Source organism: Streptococcus mitis, assembly GCF_047463435.1.
Lineage (GTDB): Bacteria > Bacillota > Bacilli > Lactobacillales > Streptococcaceae > Streptococcus > Streptococcus mitis_DS.
In genome coordinates this window covers 185,669-201,269 of sequence record NZ_JASHDW010000002.1, presented here as the reverse complement: position 1 = coordinate 201,269, position 15,601 = coordinate 185,669, and the positions used below count along the sequence as shown (strand labels likewise).

At 40.3% G+C, this 15,601-nt stretch carries 10 protein-coding genes and 1 pseudogene; 8 read left to right on the top strand and 3 right to left on the bottom strand.

Going from position 1 to position 15,601, the window contains the following annotated elements; genetic code table 11:
- Nucleotides 1–72: pseudogene (locus QM843_RS02240) on the bottom strand (transposase); the annotation flags it as partial.
- A gap of 128 nt (nucleotides 73–200) precedes the next feature.
- On the opposite strand from QM843_RS02240, the gene QM843_RS02235 reads away from it, so the two are divergent.
- Entirely contained in the window at nucleotides 201–980 is a 780-nt protein-coding gene (locus QM843_RS02235) for a potassium channel family protein (protein ID WP_049547101.1), read from the top strand.
- Between the two features lie 31 nt (nucleotides 981–1,011).
- Here the strand turns inward: QM843_RS02235 and QM843_RS02230 are convergent, their stop codons facing one another.
- Nucleotides 1,012–1,359 (bottom strand): DUF6568 family protein, encoded by a 348-nt coding sequence (locus QM843_RS02230; RefSeq protein WP_045611749.1) that lies wholly within the window; start codon nucleotides 1,357–1,359, stop codon nucleotides 1,012–1,014.
- Nucleotides 1,360–1,470: 111 nt separating this feature from the next.
- The gene (locus QM843_RS02225) at nucleotides 1,471–3,189 is read right to left on the bottom strand and encodes a phospho-sugar mutase (RefSeq protein ID WP_000121692.1); all 1,719 of its coding nucleotides are present in this window, start codon (nucleotides 3,187–3,189) and stop codon (nucleotides 1,471–1,473) included.
- A gap of 153 nt (nucleotides 3,190–3,342) precedes the next feature.
- On the opposite strand from QM843_RS02225, the gene QM843_RS02220 reads away from it, so the two are divergent.
- The 7 genes from QM843_RS02220 to glgA all read left to right on the top strand — a co-directional run bounded on the left by QM843_RS02220 (nucleotide 3,343) and on the right by glgA (nucleotide 15,596).
- The gene (locus QM843_RS02220; protein ID WP_414304745.1) at nucleotides 3,343–5,244 is read left to right on the top strand and encodes an ABC-F family ATP-binding cassette domain-containing protein; all 1,902 of its coding nucleotides are present in this window, start codon (nucleotides 3,343–3,345) and stop codon (nucleotides 5,242–5,244) included.
- 63 nt (nucleotides 5,245–5,307) lie between these two features.
- Nucleotides 5,308–7,266 carry an NAD-dependent DNA ligase LigA gene (gene ligA / locus QM843_RS02215; RefSeq protein WP_414304746.1) on the top strand — a complete coding sequence of 653 codons (1,959 nt, stop codon included), beginning with the start codon at nucleotides 5,308–5,310 and terminating at the stop codon, nucleotides 7,264–7,266.
- A 116-nt stretch (nucleotides 7,267–7,382) separates the two neighbouring features.
- Nucleotides 7,383–9,662 carry a type I pullulanase gene (pulA, locus tag QM843_RS02210; protein ID WP_414304747.1) on the top strand — a complete coding sequence of 760 codons (2,280 nt, stop codon included), beginning with the start codon at nucleotides 7,383–7,385 and terminating at the stop codon, nucleotides 9,660–9,662.
- Between the two features lie 314 nt (nucleotides 9,663–9,976).
- On the top strand, nucleotides 9,977–11,905 hold the full coding sequence (gene glgB, locus QM843_RS02205; RefSeq protein WP_414304748.1) for a 1,4-alpha-glucan branching protein GlgB: 1,929 nt from the start codon (nucleotides 9,977–9,979) through the stop codon (nucleotides 11,903–11,905).
- Nucleotides 11,895–13,037 (top strand): glucose-1-phosphate adenylyltransferase, encoded by a 1,143-nt coding sequence (locus QM843_RS02200; RefSeq protein ID WP_049491443.1) that lies wholly within the window; start codon nucleotides 11,895–11,897, stop codon nucleotides 13,035–13,037. Before glgB ends, QM843_RS02200 begins: the two co-directional genes overlap by 11 nt.
- Nucleotides 13,027–14,166, top strand: coding sequence for a glucose-1-phosphate adenylyltransferase subunit GlgD (gene glgD / locus QM843_RS02195; protein WP_414304749.1), 1,140 nt, complete (start codon nucleotides 13,027–13,029; stop codon nucleotides 14,164–14,166). The genes QM843_RS02200 and glgD overlap by 11 nt, the downstream gene beginning before the upstream one ends.
- A complete protein-coding gene (gene glgA / locus QM843_RS02190) occupies nucleotides 14,163–15,596 on the top strand; it encodes a glycogen synthase GlgA (protein WP_023947477.1) in 1,434 nt (477 codons plus the stop codon). The genes glgD and glgA overlap by 4 nt, the downstream gene beginning before the upstream one ends.
- The last annotated feature ends 5 nt before the right edge of the window (nucleotides 15,597–15,601 follow it).

The following is a 15,601-nucleotide window of genomic DNA, read 5'->3' as shown; positions in this document are numbered from 1 at the left end:
AAGCTTCTCTAAGCTATATCCTTGTTTTCTAAGTTCATAGATCTGAACTTTATCATCATAACTCAATTTCATAATAAAACACCCCAAAAGTTAGATTTTTTCTGTCTAACTTTTGGGGTGCAGTACAGGGCCTTCTTTTTTATTTATCTAGTAGCGATTTGGTGTGGTATAATGTTTAAAAATGTTATAGGAGAAATGATGTGAAAAGAAAATGGTTATTTAAGGATTACTATGACACAACGATTATCATCCTTGCGTTGATATCTGTTGTTCTAGTCTTGCTTGGATTTGCTGAAATGATTGATTTAGACAGTCCTCCATACAGTATTATTGACTTACTACTTTGGTTTGTGTTTGTGGTAGATTATGGTTGGCGGTTCTTTTTAAGTAAAGGGAAATGGCGATTCATAATTGAAAATATTTTTGATCTGCTAGCTATCCTTCCTTTAAATGCTATTTTTACAGTATTTCGATTAGGGCGTATCTTCCGCTTAGCAAGACTGACAAAATTATTGAAACTGACTCGTTTACTTAGAATAATTGGACTTACAGGTAAATTAGAAAGAAAAATTAGTAAATTCTTACGGACAAATGGCCTGATTTATATATTTTATGTTAATATCTTTGTTGTTCTAGTAGGAAGTTCAATTTTATCTGTAGTTGAAGAAAAATCTTTTTCAGAAAGTCTTTGGTGGGCTCTTGTGACTGTAACGACAGTTGGTTATGGGGATATTGTTCCGACTTCGATCTTTGGTAAATGGTTAGCTGTTTTATTAATGCTTGTTGGTATTGGAACAATAGGAATGTTAACGAGTGCCTTGACGAACTTTTTTGTAAAAGATAATCCAGATGAACAGATAAAACTTGATAAACTCCAAGATGAATTGTCTAGTCAGAGAATACTACTTGAGAAGCAATCTGAGAAGATAGAAGAACTACATAGAATGATACAAGATTTGCTTGAAAAAACGCAATTTTGACCATTTAAAAACCACTCGATGAGTGGCTTTTTTACAATCCAGCAAAATCTTTGATTTCTTGTGCTGACATAGAAGAGTCGCAACGGACATTGATTTGTCCATCTGCGATGTGGACAAAGCCTGGTACAGTTGGGATTCCGTAGCGTGAACGGAATGCTTGCAACTCATTGAGTTGGCTTGCTTCTTCACTATTGATGAAGTAGATGTGAGCTTTGGTTTCAGCTACGACACCTGCTAAAGTACCTGCAAATTTACGGCAGTAAGGGCAAGTTTTGCGACCGATAAAGAAGGTTGCAGTTTCTTTTTTATCAAGAGCTTCTTGAGCATGCGCAACTGTAGTGACTTCAAGGTTTTTGATATTATCTAAAAATTGTTCCATGAGATTACCTCGCTTTCATTGATATGTCTAGTATGCCATAAAGTTTCTAAAATTGCTTAGATTTGATACGAAAAAAAGATGAGATTGGTTGGTCTCATCTTTTATAGGACTTTATTTTACAAAAGCATTGATTTCTGCTTCGATGTTAGCAATCTTAGCTTGTGATTCTTCGTTGGTTTCACCTACAACTGCAATGTAGAACTTGATTTTTGGTTCTGTACCTGAAGGGCGAACAGCAATCCATGAACCGTCAGCAAGTGTGTATTTCAACACATCACTTGGAGGAGTTGTTAAGTTTGTAACAGTACCGTCAGCAGCAGTAGCAGTTTGTGCCTTGAAGTCTTCTACGACAGTGATAGCTGTTGCGTTCCATTCTTTTGGAGCATTGTTACGGAACTTAGCCATAATCGCTTTGATTTGTTCAGCACCATCGACACCTGAAAGGGTAACAGAGATAGTTTTTTCTGCGTAGTAGCCGTACTCTTTGTAGATTTCTTCGATACCGTCAGCAAGTGTCAAACCGCGTGAACGGTAGTAGGCAGCAAGCTCAGCAACGACGAGAACAGCTTGGATAGCGTCTTTATCACGTACGAATGGTTTAATCAAGTAACCGAAGCTTTCTTCAAATCCCATCATGTAAGTGTGATTGTGTTTTTCTTCGAATTCTTGGATTTTTTCAGCGATGAATTTGAAACCAGTCAAGACGTTGAACATAGTTGCGCCGTAGCTTTCAGCAATCTTCGTTACCAAGTCAGTTGATACAATCGATTTGCAAAGGGCTGCATTTTCAGGAAGAGTTCCAGCGTTTTTGTGGGCTTCCAAGATGTATTTTGCCATGATAGCACCGATTTGGTTACCTGAAAGGTTGAGGTAGCTACCATCTTTTTGAAGAACTTCAACACCAACACGGTCAGCGTCTGGGTCAGTTGCCACAAGAACATCTGCACCAACTTGACGACCAAGTTCTTCAGCAAGGGCGAAGGCTGCTTGGCTTTCTGGGTTTGGAGATTTTACAGTTGAGAAGTCAGGATCAGCAGTTGCTTGAGCTTCTACGACTTGAACAGAGTCAAATCCTGCTTGGGCAAGAGCACGACGAGCTAACATTTCACCAGTACCATGAAGTGGTGTGTAGACAATCTTCATGTCTTTACCAAATTCTTCAATCAAGGCTGGGTTGATGTTAACGTCCTTAACTTCTTTGAGGTATTCAACATCAACAGCTTCGCCGATAACTTCAATTAAGCCAGAAGCTTTTTCAGTTTCCACATCAGCAACTTCAACTGCAAATGGGTTTTCGATTGCACGGATATAAGTAGTCAAAGCGTCTGCGTCGTGTGGAGGCATTTGTCCACCGTCTTCACCGTAAACCTTGTAACCGTTAAATGGTGCAGGGTTGTGGCTAGCTGTGACCATGATACCTGCGAAACAGTTGAGGTGACGAACTGCAAATGAGAGTTCTGGAGTTGGACGAAGGCTTTCAAATACATAAGATTTGATGCCGTGTTTAGCAAGAACTGCAGCAGATTCAAAGGCGAACTCAGGTGAGAAGTGACGGCTATCGTAGGCGATTGCCACACCACGTTCTTTTTCGTTTCCACCTTTAGACTCAATCAAACGAGCCAATCCTTCAGTAGCTTGGCGAACAACGTAGATGTTGATGCGGTTTGTACCAGCACCAATCAAACCACGCATACCTGCAGTACCAAATTCAAGATTTGTATAGAAGGCATCTTCCTTCGTTTTTTCATCCATATTTTCCAAATCTTGACGAAGATAGTCAGGAAGCTCCGCAAAATCAACCCATTTCTGGTAATTTTCTTGGTAAGACATTGAAATTCTCCTTTTTGTAAATTGTTTTAACCGTTCACATTATAGCACTTTTTAGCGTTTTAGTAAAACGGTAGCATAATTTTCAGAAAAGTGGTGTCATATGTCGGTTTATCAAGTCTTGAATGCCTTAGGGAAACATGCTATACTGTTTGTATGATTATTTTACAAGCCAATAAAATTGAACGTTCTTTTGCAGGAGAGGTTCTTTTTGATAATATCAATCTGCAGGTAGATGAACGCGATCGGATTGCTCTTGTTGGGAAAAATGGTGCAGGTAAGTCTACTCTTTTGAAGATTTTGGTTGGAGAAGAGGAGCCAACTAGCGGAGAATTCAATAAGAAAAAAGATATTTCTCTGTCTTACCTAGCCCAAGATAGCCGTTTTGAATCTGAAAATACCATCTACGATGAGATGCTTCATGTCTTTGATGACTTGCGTCGGACTGAGAAACAACTGCGTCAGATGGAGTTGGAGATGGGTGAAAAGTCTGGTGAGGACTTGAATAAGCTGATGTCAGATTACGACCGCTTATCTGAGAATTTTCGCCAAGCAGGTGGTTTCACTTATGAAGCTGATATTCGAGCGATTTTGAATGGATTCAAGTTTGATGAATCTATGTGGCAGATGAAAATTGCCGAGCTTTCTGGTGGTCAAAATACTCGTTTGGCTCTAGCCAAAATGCTCCTTGAAAAACCTAATCTCTTGGTACTAGACGAGCCAACCAACCACTTGGATATTGAAACTATTGCCTGGCTAGAGAATTACTTGGTAAACTATAGTGGTGCCCTTATTATTGTCAGCCACGACCGTTATTTCTTGGATAAGGTTGCGACAATTACTCTGGATTTGACCAAGCATTCCTTGGATCGCTATGTGGGCAATTACTCTCGTTTTGTCGAGTTGAAAGAGCAAAAGCTAGCTACTGAGGCAAAAAACTATGAAAAGCAACAGAAGGAGATTGCTGCTCTGGAAGACTTTGTCAATCGTAATCTAGTCCGAGCTTCAACAACCAAACGTGCCCAATCTCGCCGCAAACAGCTGGAAAAAATGGAGCGTTTAGACAAGCCTGAAGCTGGTAAGAAATCAGCCAATATGACCTTCCAGTCTGAAAAAACGTCTGGTAATATCGTTTTGACAGTAGAAAATGCAGCCATTGGTTATGATGGGGACATATTGTCAGAGCCAATCAACCTAGACCTTCGTAAGATGAATGCTGTTGCTATCGTTGGTCCCAATGGTATCGGCAAGTCAACCTTTATCAAGTCTATTGTGGAGCAGATTCCGTTTATCAAGGGTGAAAAGCGCTTTGGTGCTAATGTTGAGGTTGGTTACTATGACCAAACACAAAGCAAGCTGACACCAAGTAATACTGTATTGGATGAACTCTGGAATGATTTTAAACTGACGCCAGAAGTTGAAATCCGTAACCGTCTTGGTGCCTTCCTTTTCTCAGGAGATGATGTCAAAAAATCAGTCGGCATGCTGTCAGGTGGCGAAAAGGCTCGTTTGCTTTTGGCTAAATTGTCTATGGAAAACAATAACTTCTTGATTCTGGATGAGCCGACCAACCACCTGGATATTGATAGCAAGGAAGTGTTGGAAAATGCCTTGATTGACTTTGATGGAACCCTTCTATTTGTCAGCCATGACCGTTATTTTATTAATCGTGTAGCAACTCATGTTCTAGAATTGTCTGAGAATGGTTCGACTCTCTACCTTGGAGACTATGATTACTATGTTGAGAAGAAAGCAGAAGTAGAAATGAGCCAGACTGAGGAAGCTTCAACTAACAATCAAGCAAATGAAGTAAGTCCAGTCAATGACTACCAGGCCCAAAAAGAAAGTCAAAAAGAAGTTCGCAAACTCATGCGACAAATTGAAAGTCTAGAAGTTGAAATTGAAGAGTTAGAAAGTCAAAGCCAAGCCATTTCTGAACAAATGTTGGAAACAAATGATGCCGACAAACTGATGGAATTACAGGCTGAGCTGGACAAAATCAGCCACCGTCAGGAAGAAGCTATGCTTGAATGGGAAGAATTATCAGAGCAGGTGTAAGATTTCTAAGTTATCCGCCCTTCTCGTTTGTGAGGAGGGCTTACTTTATGGTAAAATGGTTTTATGAATAAAAGAATGAATGAGTTGGTCGCTTTGCTCAATCGCTATGCGGCTGAGTACTATACTAGCGATAATCCCTCGGTTTCAGACAGTGAGTATGACCGTCTTTACCGTGAGTTGGTCGAGTTAGAAACTACCTATCCAGATCAAGTGCTAGCAGACAGTCCTACCCATCGTATTGGTGGCAAGGTTTTAGATGGTTTTGAAAAATACAGTCATCAGTATCCTCTTTATAGTTTGCAGGATGCTTTTTCACGTGAGGAGCTTGAAGCTTTTGACGCGCGTGTTCGTAAGGAAGTGGCTCATCCAACCTATATTTGTGAGCTGAAAATCGATGGCTTATCTATTTCTCTTACTTATGAAAAGGGGATTCTAGTTGCAGGTGCAACACGTGGAGACGGTTCTGTTGGGGAGAATATCACAGAAAATCTCAAACGTGTTAAGGACATTCCGTTAACTTTGCCAGAAGAACTAGATATCACAGTTCGTGGGGAATGTTACATGCCCCGTGCTTCTTTTGACCAGGTCAACCAAGCTCGCCAAGAAAATGGAGAGCCTGAATTTGCCAATCCTCGTAATGCGGCAGCAGGCACCCTGCGACAGTTAGATACAGCAGTAGTTGCCAAGCGCAATCTTGCGACGTTTCTCTATCAAGAAGCCAGCCCTTCAACTCGAGATAGTCAAGAAAAGGTGTTGAAGCACCTTGAACAACTAGGTTTTGTGGTCAATCCTAAGCGAATCTTGGCAGAAAATATAGATGAAATCTGGAATTTTATCCAAGAAGTAGGACAGGAACGGGAAAACCTGCCTTATGATATCGATGGAGTGGTAATCAAGGTAAACGACCTAGCAAGTCAAGAAGAACTTGGTTTTACCGTTAAGGCTCCAAAGTGGGCAGTAGCCTACAAGTTCCCAGCTGAAGAAAAAGAAGCACAACTCCTATCAGTTGATTGGACAGTTGGCCGTACGGGTGTTGTAACCCCAACAGCCAATCTAACACCAGTACAACTGGCTGGTACAACTGTTAGCCGTGCGACCCTGCACAATGTGGATTATATTGCTGAAAAAGATATTCGCAAAGACGACACGGTTATCGTCTATAAGGCTGGAGATATCATCCCTGCCGTTTTACGTGTGGTAGAGTCCAAACGGGTTTCTGAAGAAAAACTAGATATCCCTACAAACTGTCCAAGTTGTAACTCTGACTTGTTGCACTTTGAAGATGAAGTGGCCCTTCGTTGTATCAATCCGCGTTGTCCTGCCCAAATCATGGAAGGCTTGATTCACTTTGCCTCTCGAGATGCCATGAATATTACTGGTCTTGGTCCATCTATTGTTGAGAAACTATTTGCTGCCAATTTAGTCAAGGATGTGGCAGATATTTACCGATTACAAGAAGAGGATTTCCTACTTTTAGAGGGGGTTAAGGAAAAGTCTGCTTCTAAACTGTATCAAGCCATTCAAGCATCTAAGGAAAACTCTGCTGAAAAACTCTTGTTTGGTTTGGGAATTCGCCATGTCGGAAGCAAGGCCAGTCAGTTGTTACTTCAACATTTTCATTCAATTGAAAATCTGGCTCAGGCAGATCCAGAGGAAGTGGCTAGTATTGAAAGTCTGGGTGGTGTGATTGCCAAGAGTCTTCAGACTTATTTTGCGACAGAGGGGTCTGAAATTCTCCTCAGAGAATTGAAAGAAGCTGGGGTCAATTTGAACTATAAAGGCCATACGGTTGTAGCAGATGCAGCCTTGTCAGGTTTGACCGTTGTATTGACAGGAAAATTGGAACGTCTCAAGCGCTCAGAAGCTAAAAGTAAACTCGAAAGTCTGGGTGCCAAAGTGACAGGCAGTGTTTCTAAAAAGACCAACCTCGTCGTTGCTGGTGCAGATGCTGGAAGTAAACTGCAAAAAGCACAAGAACTTGGTATCGAGGTTCGAGACGAAGCTTGGTTAGAAAGTTTGTAATGATCGTTTAAAATCAGAGTTTAGATAATATGACTATGTTTATTAATTGAGACGAGATTGACAAAAAAATATTAGTGAAATAGAAAAAAATAAGAATTAAAAGGAAAAAATAAAAAATGTATAACTACCCTATGCGTATTCATTACCATCGCAAGAATGGAGAATACGATACTTGCTCTTTTGTAAAGAGTCAGGATCAGCGAATTGATTTACTGACCTACAAAGAAGATTATTTTGGCGCTTTATTTAGTTTTGAACATCCAAGTTCTCATCCACTAGAAAGTTTGAATTTTGTGGTTCATACAGGCCAAACCAGTAAAGAATATGCTATCCGTTTTAATCACTATCCTCTCTTAACAGAGGTCTGGATTTTGGAAGGGGATGATAGGATTTATTACTCTGAAAATCCTGCTATTGCCAGTCCTTTCTATAAAAATCAAAATCCGTTTGCCTTTGATAAGGCCATTAATAGTGCTAGTTTTGACCATCATTGGGGTTATCAAGGGGAATTGGGTTGCCGTATAGAGGATAATCAGGCTCATTTTGCCCTTTGGGCTCCAACAGCGACAGAAGTGCAGATTGTCGTTTATGAATCAGCTGCTAATGATGCTCCTGTTTGGAAGACATTTGAGATGGAGAGAGGCAATAGCTATTCCTATAATCATAAGGACAATACAATCGGTGTCTGGAGTTTGGATGTTGAGGAAGATTTGACTGGTAAGGCTTATCAGTATCAAGTCCAATTTCCTCACCACCAAACACTGACACGCGATCCTTATACCATTGCAACCAGTCCTGATGGCAAACGTTCAGCTATTCTGAGCCATGCAGAAAAGCAAGTTGAAAACTTTGAGGTTAAGAACGGTTCTGAGGCTACTTGGCGCTTGGCAAATCCATGTAAGGCAGTTATTTGTGAAATGCACATTCGTGATTTGACCAAATCACCGACCTCAGGTGTGGATGAACATCTTCGCGGAACTTTCTTGGGTGCTGCTCAGACTGGAACAGTTAACCAGTACGGCCAGTCAACTGCTTTTGATCACATCAAGAAGCTGGGCTACAATTATGTTCAGTTGCAACCAATCGCAGATCGTCACAAAGAATACGATGAGGACGGGAATGTAACCTACAACTGGGGCTATGACCCACAAAACTATAACGCACCAGAGACGAGCCTTTCAACAAACCCAGAGGATCCTGCTCAGGTTATTCGTGATTTGAAGACCATGGTTCAAGCCTATCACGATTCTGGCATTGGTGTCATTATGGATGTGGTCTATAACCATACCTTCTCAGTTGTTGATGCACCTTTCCAAACAACTGTCCCTGATTACTACTATCGTATGAATCCAGATGGCACCTTCCAGAATGGAACGGGTGTTGGGAATGAAACAGCCAGTGAACACGAAATGTTCCGCAAGTATATGATTGATTCTCTTCTATACTGGGTGCAGGAATACAATATTGACGGCTTCCGTTTTGATTTGATGGGGATTCATGATGTCAAAACCATGCAGATGATTCGTCAGAGCTTGGATGAAATTGACCCTAACATTATCCTTTATGGAGAAGGTTGGGATATGGGAACAGGTCTTGCCCCTTATGATAAGGCTAAGAAAGACAATGCCTACCAGATGCCAAATATTGGTTTCTTTAATGACAATCAGCGCGATGCTGTCAAAGGTGGAGAAGTTTATGGTGCAATTAAATCAGGTTTTGTCAGCGGTGCTGCGACAGAGCCAATTCTTGCCAAAGCAATCCTAGGCAGTCGTGAATTAGGTACCTATACACATCCAAACCAAGTACTTAACTATGTAGAGGCCCATGACAATTACAATCTTCACGATTTGTTGGCAACCCTACATCCAGACCAAAGTTCAGAGCAAATCATGCGCAAGGTCGAAACTGCCACAGCCATGAATCTACTCATGCAAGGAATGGCTTTTATGGAAATCGGTCAAGAATTTGGTCGTACCAAACTGGTTGCGACTGGTGAAAATGGTGAACTGACCCATGATGATAGAGAACGTGCTATGAATAGCTATAATGCTCCAGACAGTGTGAACCAAGTGAACTGGGACTTGATTAATGAGCGTCAAGATAGTATTGCGTTTATCCGTCAGATGATTCGATTGAAGACAGAAAGCAGTGCCTTTTCTTACCCAACTTATGATGAGATTTACCATCATGTTTTTGTTCATTCAGCCAACGAACATAGTGGTTGGATTGTCTATGAGATTCAAGGGGAAGAACATTTACTGGTTGTATTTAATGCTAAAGGGCAAGACTTCCAGTTTGAAAATGCTGGAAATCTAGAACTATTGGTGACCAATAGCCATTTAAGTGATAAAGACATGGTTGGTGGCGTCAGTGCCAGCGTCTTTAAAGTTTTGTAGAATAGATTTACATTTAATTCCATTTGTGGTGCTTTATTTGTTAATAAAATCAGGAGATTCGTTTCCTGATTTATTTTTTTTTTCTTAAAATTATATTTTTGTTAGCTAAATAACGAACTTTATGATAGTATTATTAAAAAACAATTCGTTTTCAAATCGTTTCTGAAAATTTCTTGATTTACAAGTGAACACATCAGTGAATTTGTTGAAGACTTTCAAAAGATTTTTTTGCAAATTCCGTAATTTACTTGAATCTTCCCTAAAAAGGTAGTATAATAAATCTATAGAAAACGCTTACAGAATTAGGAGGGTGTATGGATAAGAAACAAGCTTTAGAAACCTTTGTGACAGGTGAAAATTTTCACCTCCAGCACTATCTGGGAGCTCATAGGGAAGAAAAAAATGGAGAGTATGGCTATACTTTTCGTGTGTGGGCGCCTAATGCTCAGGCTGTTCACTTGGTAGGGGATTTCACCAATTGGGTTGAAAATCAAATTCTGATGGAACGGAATGAATTTGGAGTATGGGAAGTCTTTACCAGTCTTGCTCAAGAAGGTCAAATTTATAAGTATCATATCACACGTGCAAATGGTCATCAGCTGATGAAGATTGACCCTTTGGCTGTACGATATGAGGCACGACCTGGTACTGGGGCTATTTTAACAGATATTCCAGAAAAGAAATGGAAGGATGGCCTCTGGCTAGCCCGTAGAAAACGCTTGAGCTTTGAAGAGCGTCCTGTCAATATTTATGAGGCTCATGCTGGCTCTTGGAAGAGAAATCCGGATGGCAGCCCCTATAGTTTTGCTCAATTGAAAGATGAACTCATTCCTTACTTGGTTGAGATGAATTATACTCACATTGAGTTTATGCCTTTGATGTCTCACCCACTAGGTTTGAGTTGGGGCTATCAGCTTATGGGTTACTTTGCTTTAGAGCATGCCTATGGTCGTCCTGAAGAGTTTCAAGATTTTGTTGAGGAATGTCACTTAAACAATATAGGCGTTATCGTAGACTGGGTACCTGGTCACTTTACTATTAATGATGATGCCTTGGCCTATTATGATGGAACACCGACTTTTGAATACCAAGACCATAATAAGGCTCATAACTACGGTTGGGGAGCACTTAATTTTGACCTTGGAAAGAATGAAGTCCAGTCTTTCTTGATCTCTAGTATTAAGTTCTGGATTGATTTTTATCATTTAGATGGTATTCGCGTGGATGCGGTTAGCAACATGCTCTATCTTGACTACGATGATGCTCCATGGACTCCTAATAAAGATGGTGGCAATCTCAACTATGAAGGTTATTATTTCCTTCAACGCTTGAATGATGTGATTAAACTAGTTCATCCAGACGTTATGATGATAGCTGAGGAAAGTTCATCAGCTACTCAGATTACTGACACTAAGGATTCAGATGGTCTAGGATTTGACTACAAATGGAATATGGGTTGGATGAATGATATCCTCCGTTTCTATGAAGAAGATCCGATTTATCGTAAATATGACTTTAACCTGGTGACTTTCAGCTTTATGTATGTCTTCAAAGAGAATTATCTCCTACCATTCTCACACGATGAAGTGGTTCATGGCAAGAAGAGTATGATGCACAAGATGTGGGGAGATCGCTATAATCAATTCGCAGGCTTGCGTAATCTCTACACTTACCAAATTTGTCACCCAGGTAAAAAATTGCTCTTCATGGGTAGTGAATATGGGCAATTCCTAGAATGGAAATCTGAAGAACAGTTGGAATGGTCAAACTTAGAAGATCCAATGAATGCTAAGATGAAGTATTTCACTTCTCAGCTAAACCAGTTTTACAAAGATCACCGCTGTCTGTGGGAAATTGATACTAGCTATGATGGTATTGAAATCATCGATGCGGATAATCGAGACCAGAGTGTTCTTTCCTTCATCCGTAAGGGTAAGAAGGACGATATGTTAGTCTGTATCTTTAATATGGCACCTGTTGAACGAAAAGATTTTACAATTGGACTTCCTGTTGCAGGGATTTACGAAGAAGTCTGGAATACTGAGTTAGAAGAGTGGGGAGGCGTTTGGAAAGAACATAATCAAACTGTGCAAACGCAAGAAGGACTATGGAAAGATTATGAGCAGACCTTGACCTTTACCCTACCGGCTATGGGAGCAAGTGTTTGGAAAATCAAACGTCGCTTAAAACCTACTAAAACCGTCACAAGTAAAAACCAAAAAGGAGTAGAAAATGAAGAATGAAATGTTAGCTTTGATTCTTGCTGGTGGGCAAGGAACTCGTCTCGGTAAACTCACTCAAAGCATTGCAAAACCAGCTGTGCAATTTGGTGGGCGCTACCGTATCATTGACTTTGCTCTTTCAAACTGTGCCAACTCAGGCATCAACAATGTTGGAGTCATTACACAGTACCAACCACTTGCTCTCAACAACCATATCGGGAATGGTTCAAGCTGGGGACTAGATGGTATCAATTCTGGTGTCTCTATTCTTCAACCTTATTCTGCAAGTGAAGGAAATCGTTGGTTCGAAGGGACTAGTCACGCTATTTACCAAAATATCGATTATATCGACAGTGTCAATCCTGAGTATGTTTTGATTCTATCTGGGGACCACATCTATAAAATGGACTATGATGATATGCTCCAGTCACACAAGGATAACAATGCTAGTTTGACAGTAGCAGTTCTTGATGTTCCTCTTAAGGAAGCTAGCCGTTTTGGTATTATGAACACAGATGCCAATAACCGCATTGTTGAATTTGAAGAAAAACCAGCTCAACCTAAATCTACAAAAGCTTCTATGGGAATTTACATTTTTGATTGGCAACGTCTGCGCAATATGCTTGTTACTGCTGAAAAGAGCAATGTCGATATGTCAGACTTCGGTAAGAATGTCATTCCAAATTACCTTGAGTCAGGTGAAAGTGTCTATGCATATGAGTTTAATGGCTACTGGAAAGATGTTGGTACTATTGAGTCACTTTGGGAAGCTAACATGGAATATATTTCACCAGAAAATGCCTTGGATAGCCGTAACCGTCAATGGAAGATTTACTCAAGAAACTTAATTTCACCACCAAACTTCCTTGGGGCAAATGCTCATGTGGAAGATTCCTTGGTTGTCGATGGCTGTTTCGTAGATGGAACTGTTAAACATTCTATCCTCTCAACAGGTGCGCAAGTTCGCGAAGGGGCAGAAGTAGTAGATTCAGTTATCATGAGTGGTGCAATTGTCGGTCAGGGAGCTAAAATCAAACGTGCCATTATTGGTGAAGGTGCAGTTATTTCTGATGGTGTCGAAATTGATGGAACAGAAGAAGTACAAGTTGTAGGATATGATGAAGTAGTGGGGGTAGCAACAGATGAAGATTGATAAATATTCTGCCATTTTAGGAAACACAGTTGGTTTTCATGATATGTCAACACTGACAGACCACCGTCCAGTAGCTAGTTTGCCATTTGGTGGTAAATATCGCTTGATTGACTTCCCGCTTTCAAGTCTTGCTAATGCTGGTGTCCGTAGTATTTTTGGTATTTTCCAACAAGACAATATCAGCTCAGTCTTTGACCATATCCGTTCAGGACGTGAGTGGGGCTTGTCAACTCTTCTTAGCCACTATTATCTAGGTATTTACAATACTCGTGTGGAAAGTAGTACAGTTGGAAAAGAATACTATCATCAGCTTCTTACTTATTTGAAGCGTTCTGGTTCAAACCAAACAGTTTCACTTAACTGTGATGTTTTGATTAACATTGATTTGAATCAAGTATTCCACCTACACAGTACAACAAAAGGGCCTATCACTGTAGTTTATAAAAAACTAGCTAAGAAAGACATTTCAGAAGTAAATGCGATTTTGGAAGTGGATGAAACAGACCATGTTCGTTCTCATAAACTATTTGATAGCAAATCAACAGATGAAGTTTACAATATGTCCACAGATATCTTTGTCGTAGATACGCCTTGGTTGATTGAACGCTTAGAAGAAGAAGCTAAGAAAGAACATCCAGAGAAGTTGCGCTATGTATTACGGGATTTGGCGGCCAAAGAAGGGGCTTTTGCCTACGAGTACACAGGTTATCTGGCAAATATTCATTCTGTAGAGTCTTATTACCAAGCTAACAAAGATATGCTTGAATCACAAAAATTCTACTCTCTCTTCTCACCAAATCAAAAGATTTATACAAAGGTCAAAAACGAAGAACCAACTTACTATGCTAATACATCTAAAGTAAGCACTTCTCAGTTTGCGTCTGGTAGTATCATTGAAGGTCAAGTGGCTAATTCTGTTTTATCACGTAATATTCATGTCCATAAGGATAGCTTGGTTAAAGATAGCATCTTATTCCCTCGTGTTGTTATTGGAGAAGGTGCTCAGGTAGAATATGCTATCTTGGACAAGGGTGTTGAAGTTGCGGATGGAGTTGTGATCCGTGGAACTGCAGAACATCCAGTCGTCGTTAAGAAAGGTGCTAAAGTAACAGAGGATATTCATTCATGAAAATTTTATTTGTAGCAGCTGAGGGTGCACCCTTTTCAAAAACAGGTGGTTTGGGAGACGTCATTGGTGCTCTTCCCAAATCACTGGTAAAAGCGGGACATGAAGTTGCAGTAATTCTCCCCTACTATGATATGGTAGAGGCTAAATTTGAAAATCAGATTGAAGATGTGCTTCATTTTGAGGTGAGTGTTGGTTGGCGCAGACAGTACTGTGGGATTAAGAAAACAGTCTTAAATGGTGTAACCTTCTACTTTATTGACAACCAATATTATTTTTTCCGTGGTCATGTTTACGGTGATTTTGATGACGGTGAACGCTTTGCTTTCTTCCAACTAGCTGCCATTGAGGCTATGGAAAGGATTGACTTTATTCCTGATCTTCTCCATGTTCATGACTACCATACAGCTATGATTCCTTTCTTGTTGAAGGAAAAATACCGTTGGATTCAAGCCTATCAAGGAATAAAAACTGTTTTAACCATTCATAATTTGGAATTCCAAGGACAATTTTCAGAAGGAATGTTATGGGATTTGTTTGGAGTTGGCTTTGAGCGTTATGCTGATGGCACCCTTCGATGGAACAACTGTCTGAACTGGATGAAGGCAGGTATTCTCTATGCGGATCGTGTTTCAACCGTTTCGCCTAGCTATGCTCATGAAATTATGACTAGTCAGTTTGGATGTAACTTGGATCAGATTCTTCGAATGGAGTCTGGTAAGGTATCTGGTATCGTAAATGGGATTGATGCTGACCTTTATAATCCTCAGACGGATGCCCTTTTAGACTATCATTTTAATCAGGAAGATTTGTCTGGGAAGGCCCAAAATAAGGCAAAATTGCAAGAGAGAGTTGGCTTGCCAGTTAGATCTGACGTTCCTCTGGTGGGAATTGTTTCTCGTTTGACACGTCAAAAAGGTTTTGATGTGGTGGTGGAAAGTCTGCACCATATCTTGCAAAATGATGTTCAGATTGTTCTTTTAGGAACTGGTGATCCAGCCTTTGAAGGAGCTTTCTCATGGTTTGCTCAAATCTATCCAGACAAGCTATCAGCAAATATCACTTTTGATGTCAAACTAGCTCAAGAAATCTACGCTGCTTGTGATCTCTTCCTCATGCCAAGTCGTTTTGAACCGTGTGGCTTGTCTCAAATGATGGCGATGCGTTACGGAACCTTGCCATTGGTTCATGAAGTTGGTGGCTTGCGAGATACCGTTCGTGCTTTCAATCCAATCGAAGGAAGCGGTACTGGCTTTAGCTTCGACAATCTATCTCCTTACTGGTTAAATTGGACTTTCCAAACAGCATTGGACTTGTATAGAAACCATCCTGATGTTTGGAGAAACCTACAAAAACAAGCTATGGAGTGTGATTTCTCATGGGATACAGCCTGCAGGTCATACCTTGACTTGTACCATAGTTTAGTTAATTAATAGAT

Excerpts from the sequence above, each read along its gene's own strand:
- QM843_RS02230 (WP_045611749.1), bottom strand. The coding sequence starts at position 1,359 with ATGGAACAATTTTTAGATAATATCAAAAACCTTGAAGTCACTACAGTT.
- QM843_RS02225 (WP_000121692.1), bottom strand. The coding sequence starts at position 3,189 with ATGTCTTACCAAGAAAATTACCAGAAATGGGTTGATTTTGCGGAGCTT.
- QM843_RS02220 (WP_414304745.1), top strand. The coding sequence starts at position 3,343 with ATGATTATTTTACAAGCCAATAAAATTGAACGTTCTTTTGCAGGAGAG.
- ligA (WP_414304746.1), top strand. The coding sequence starts at position 5,308 with ATGAATAAAAGAATGAATGAGTTGGTCGCTTTGCTCAATCGCTATGCG.
- pulA (WP_414304747.1), top strand. The coding sequence starts at position 7,383 with ATGTATAACTACCCTATGCGTATTCATTACCATCGCAAGAATGGAGAA.
- glgB (WP_414304748.1), top strand. The coding sequence starts at position 9,977 with ATGGATAAGAAACAAGCTTTAGAAACCTTTGTGACAGGTGAAAATTTT.
- QM843_RS02200 (WP_049491443.1), top strand. The coding sequence starts at position 11,895 with ATGAAGAATGAAATGTTAGCTTTGATTCTTGCTGGTGGGCAAGGAACT.
- glgD (WP_414304749.1), top strand. The coding sequence starts at position 13,027 with ATGAAGATTGATAAATATTCTGCCATTTTAGGAAACACAGTTGGTTTT.
- glgA (WP_023947477.1), top strand. The coding sequence starts at position 14,163 with ATGAAAATTTTATTTGTAGCAGCTGAGGGTGCACCCTTTTCAAAAACA.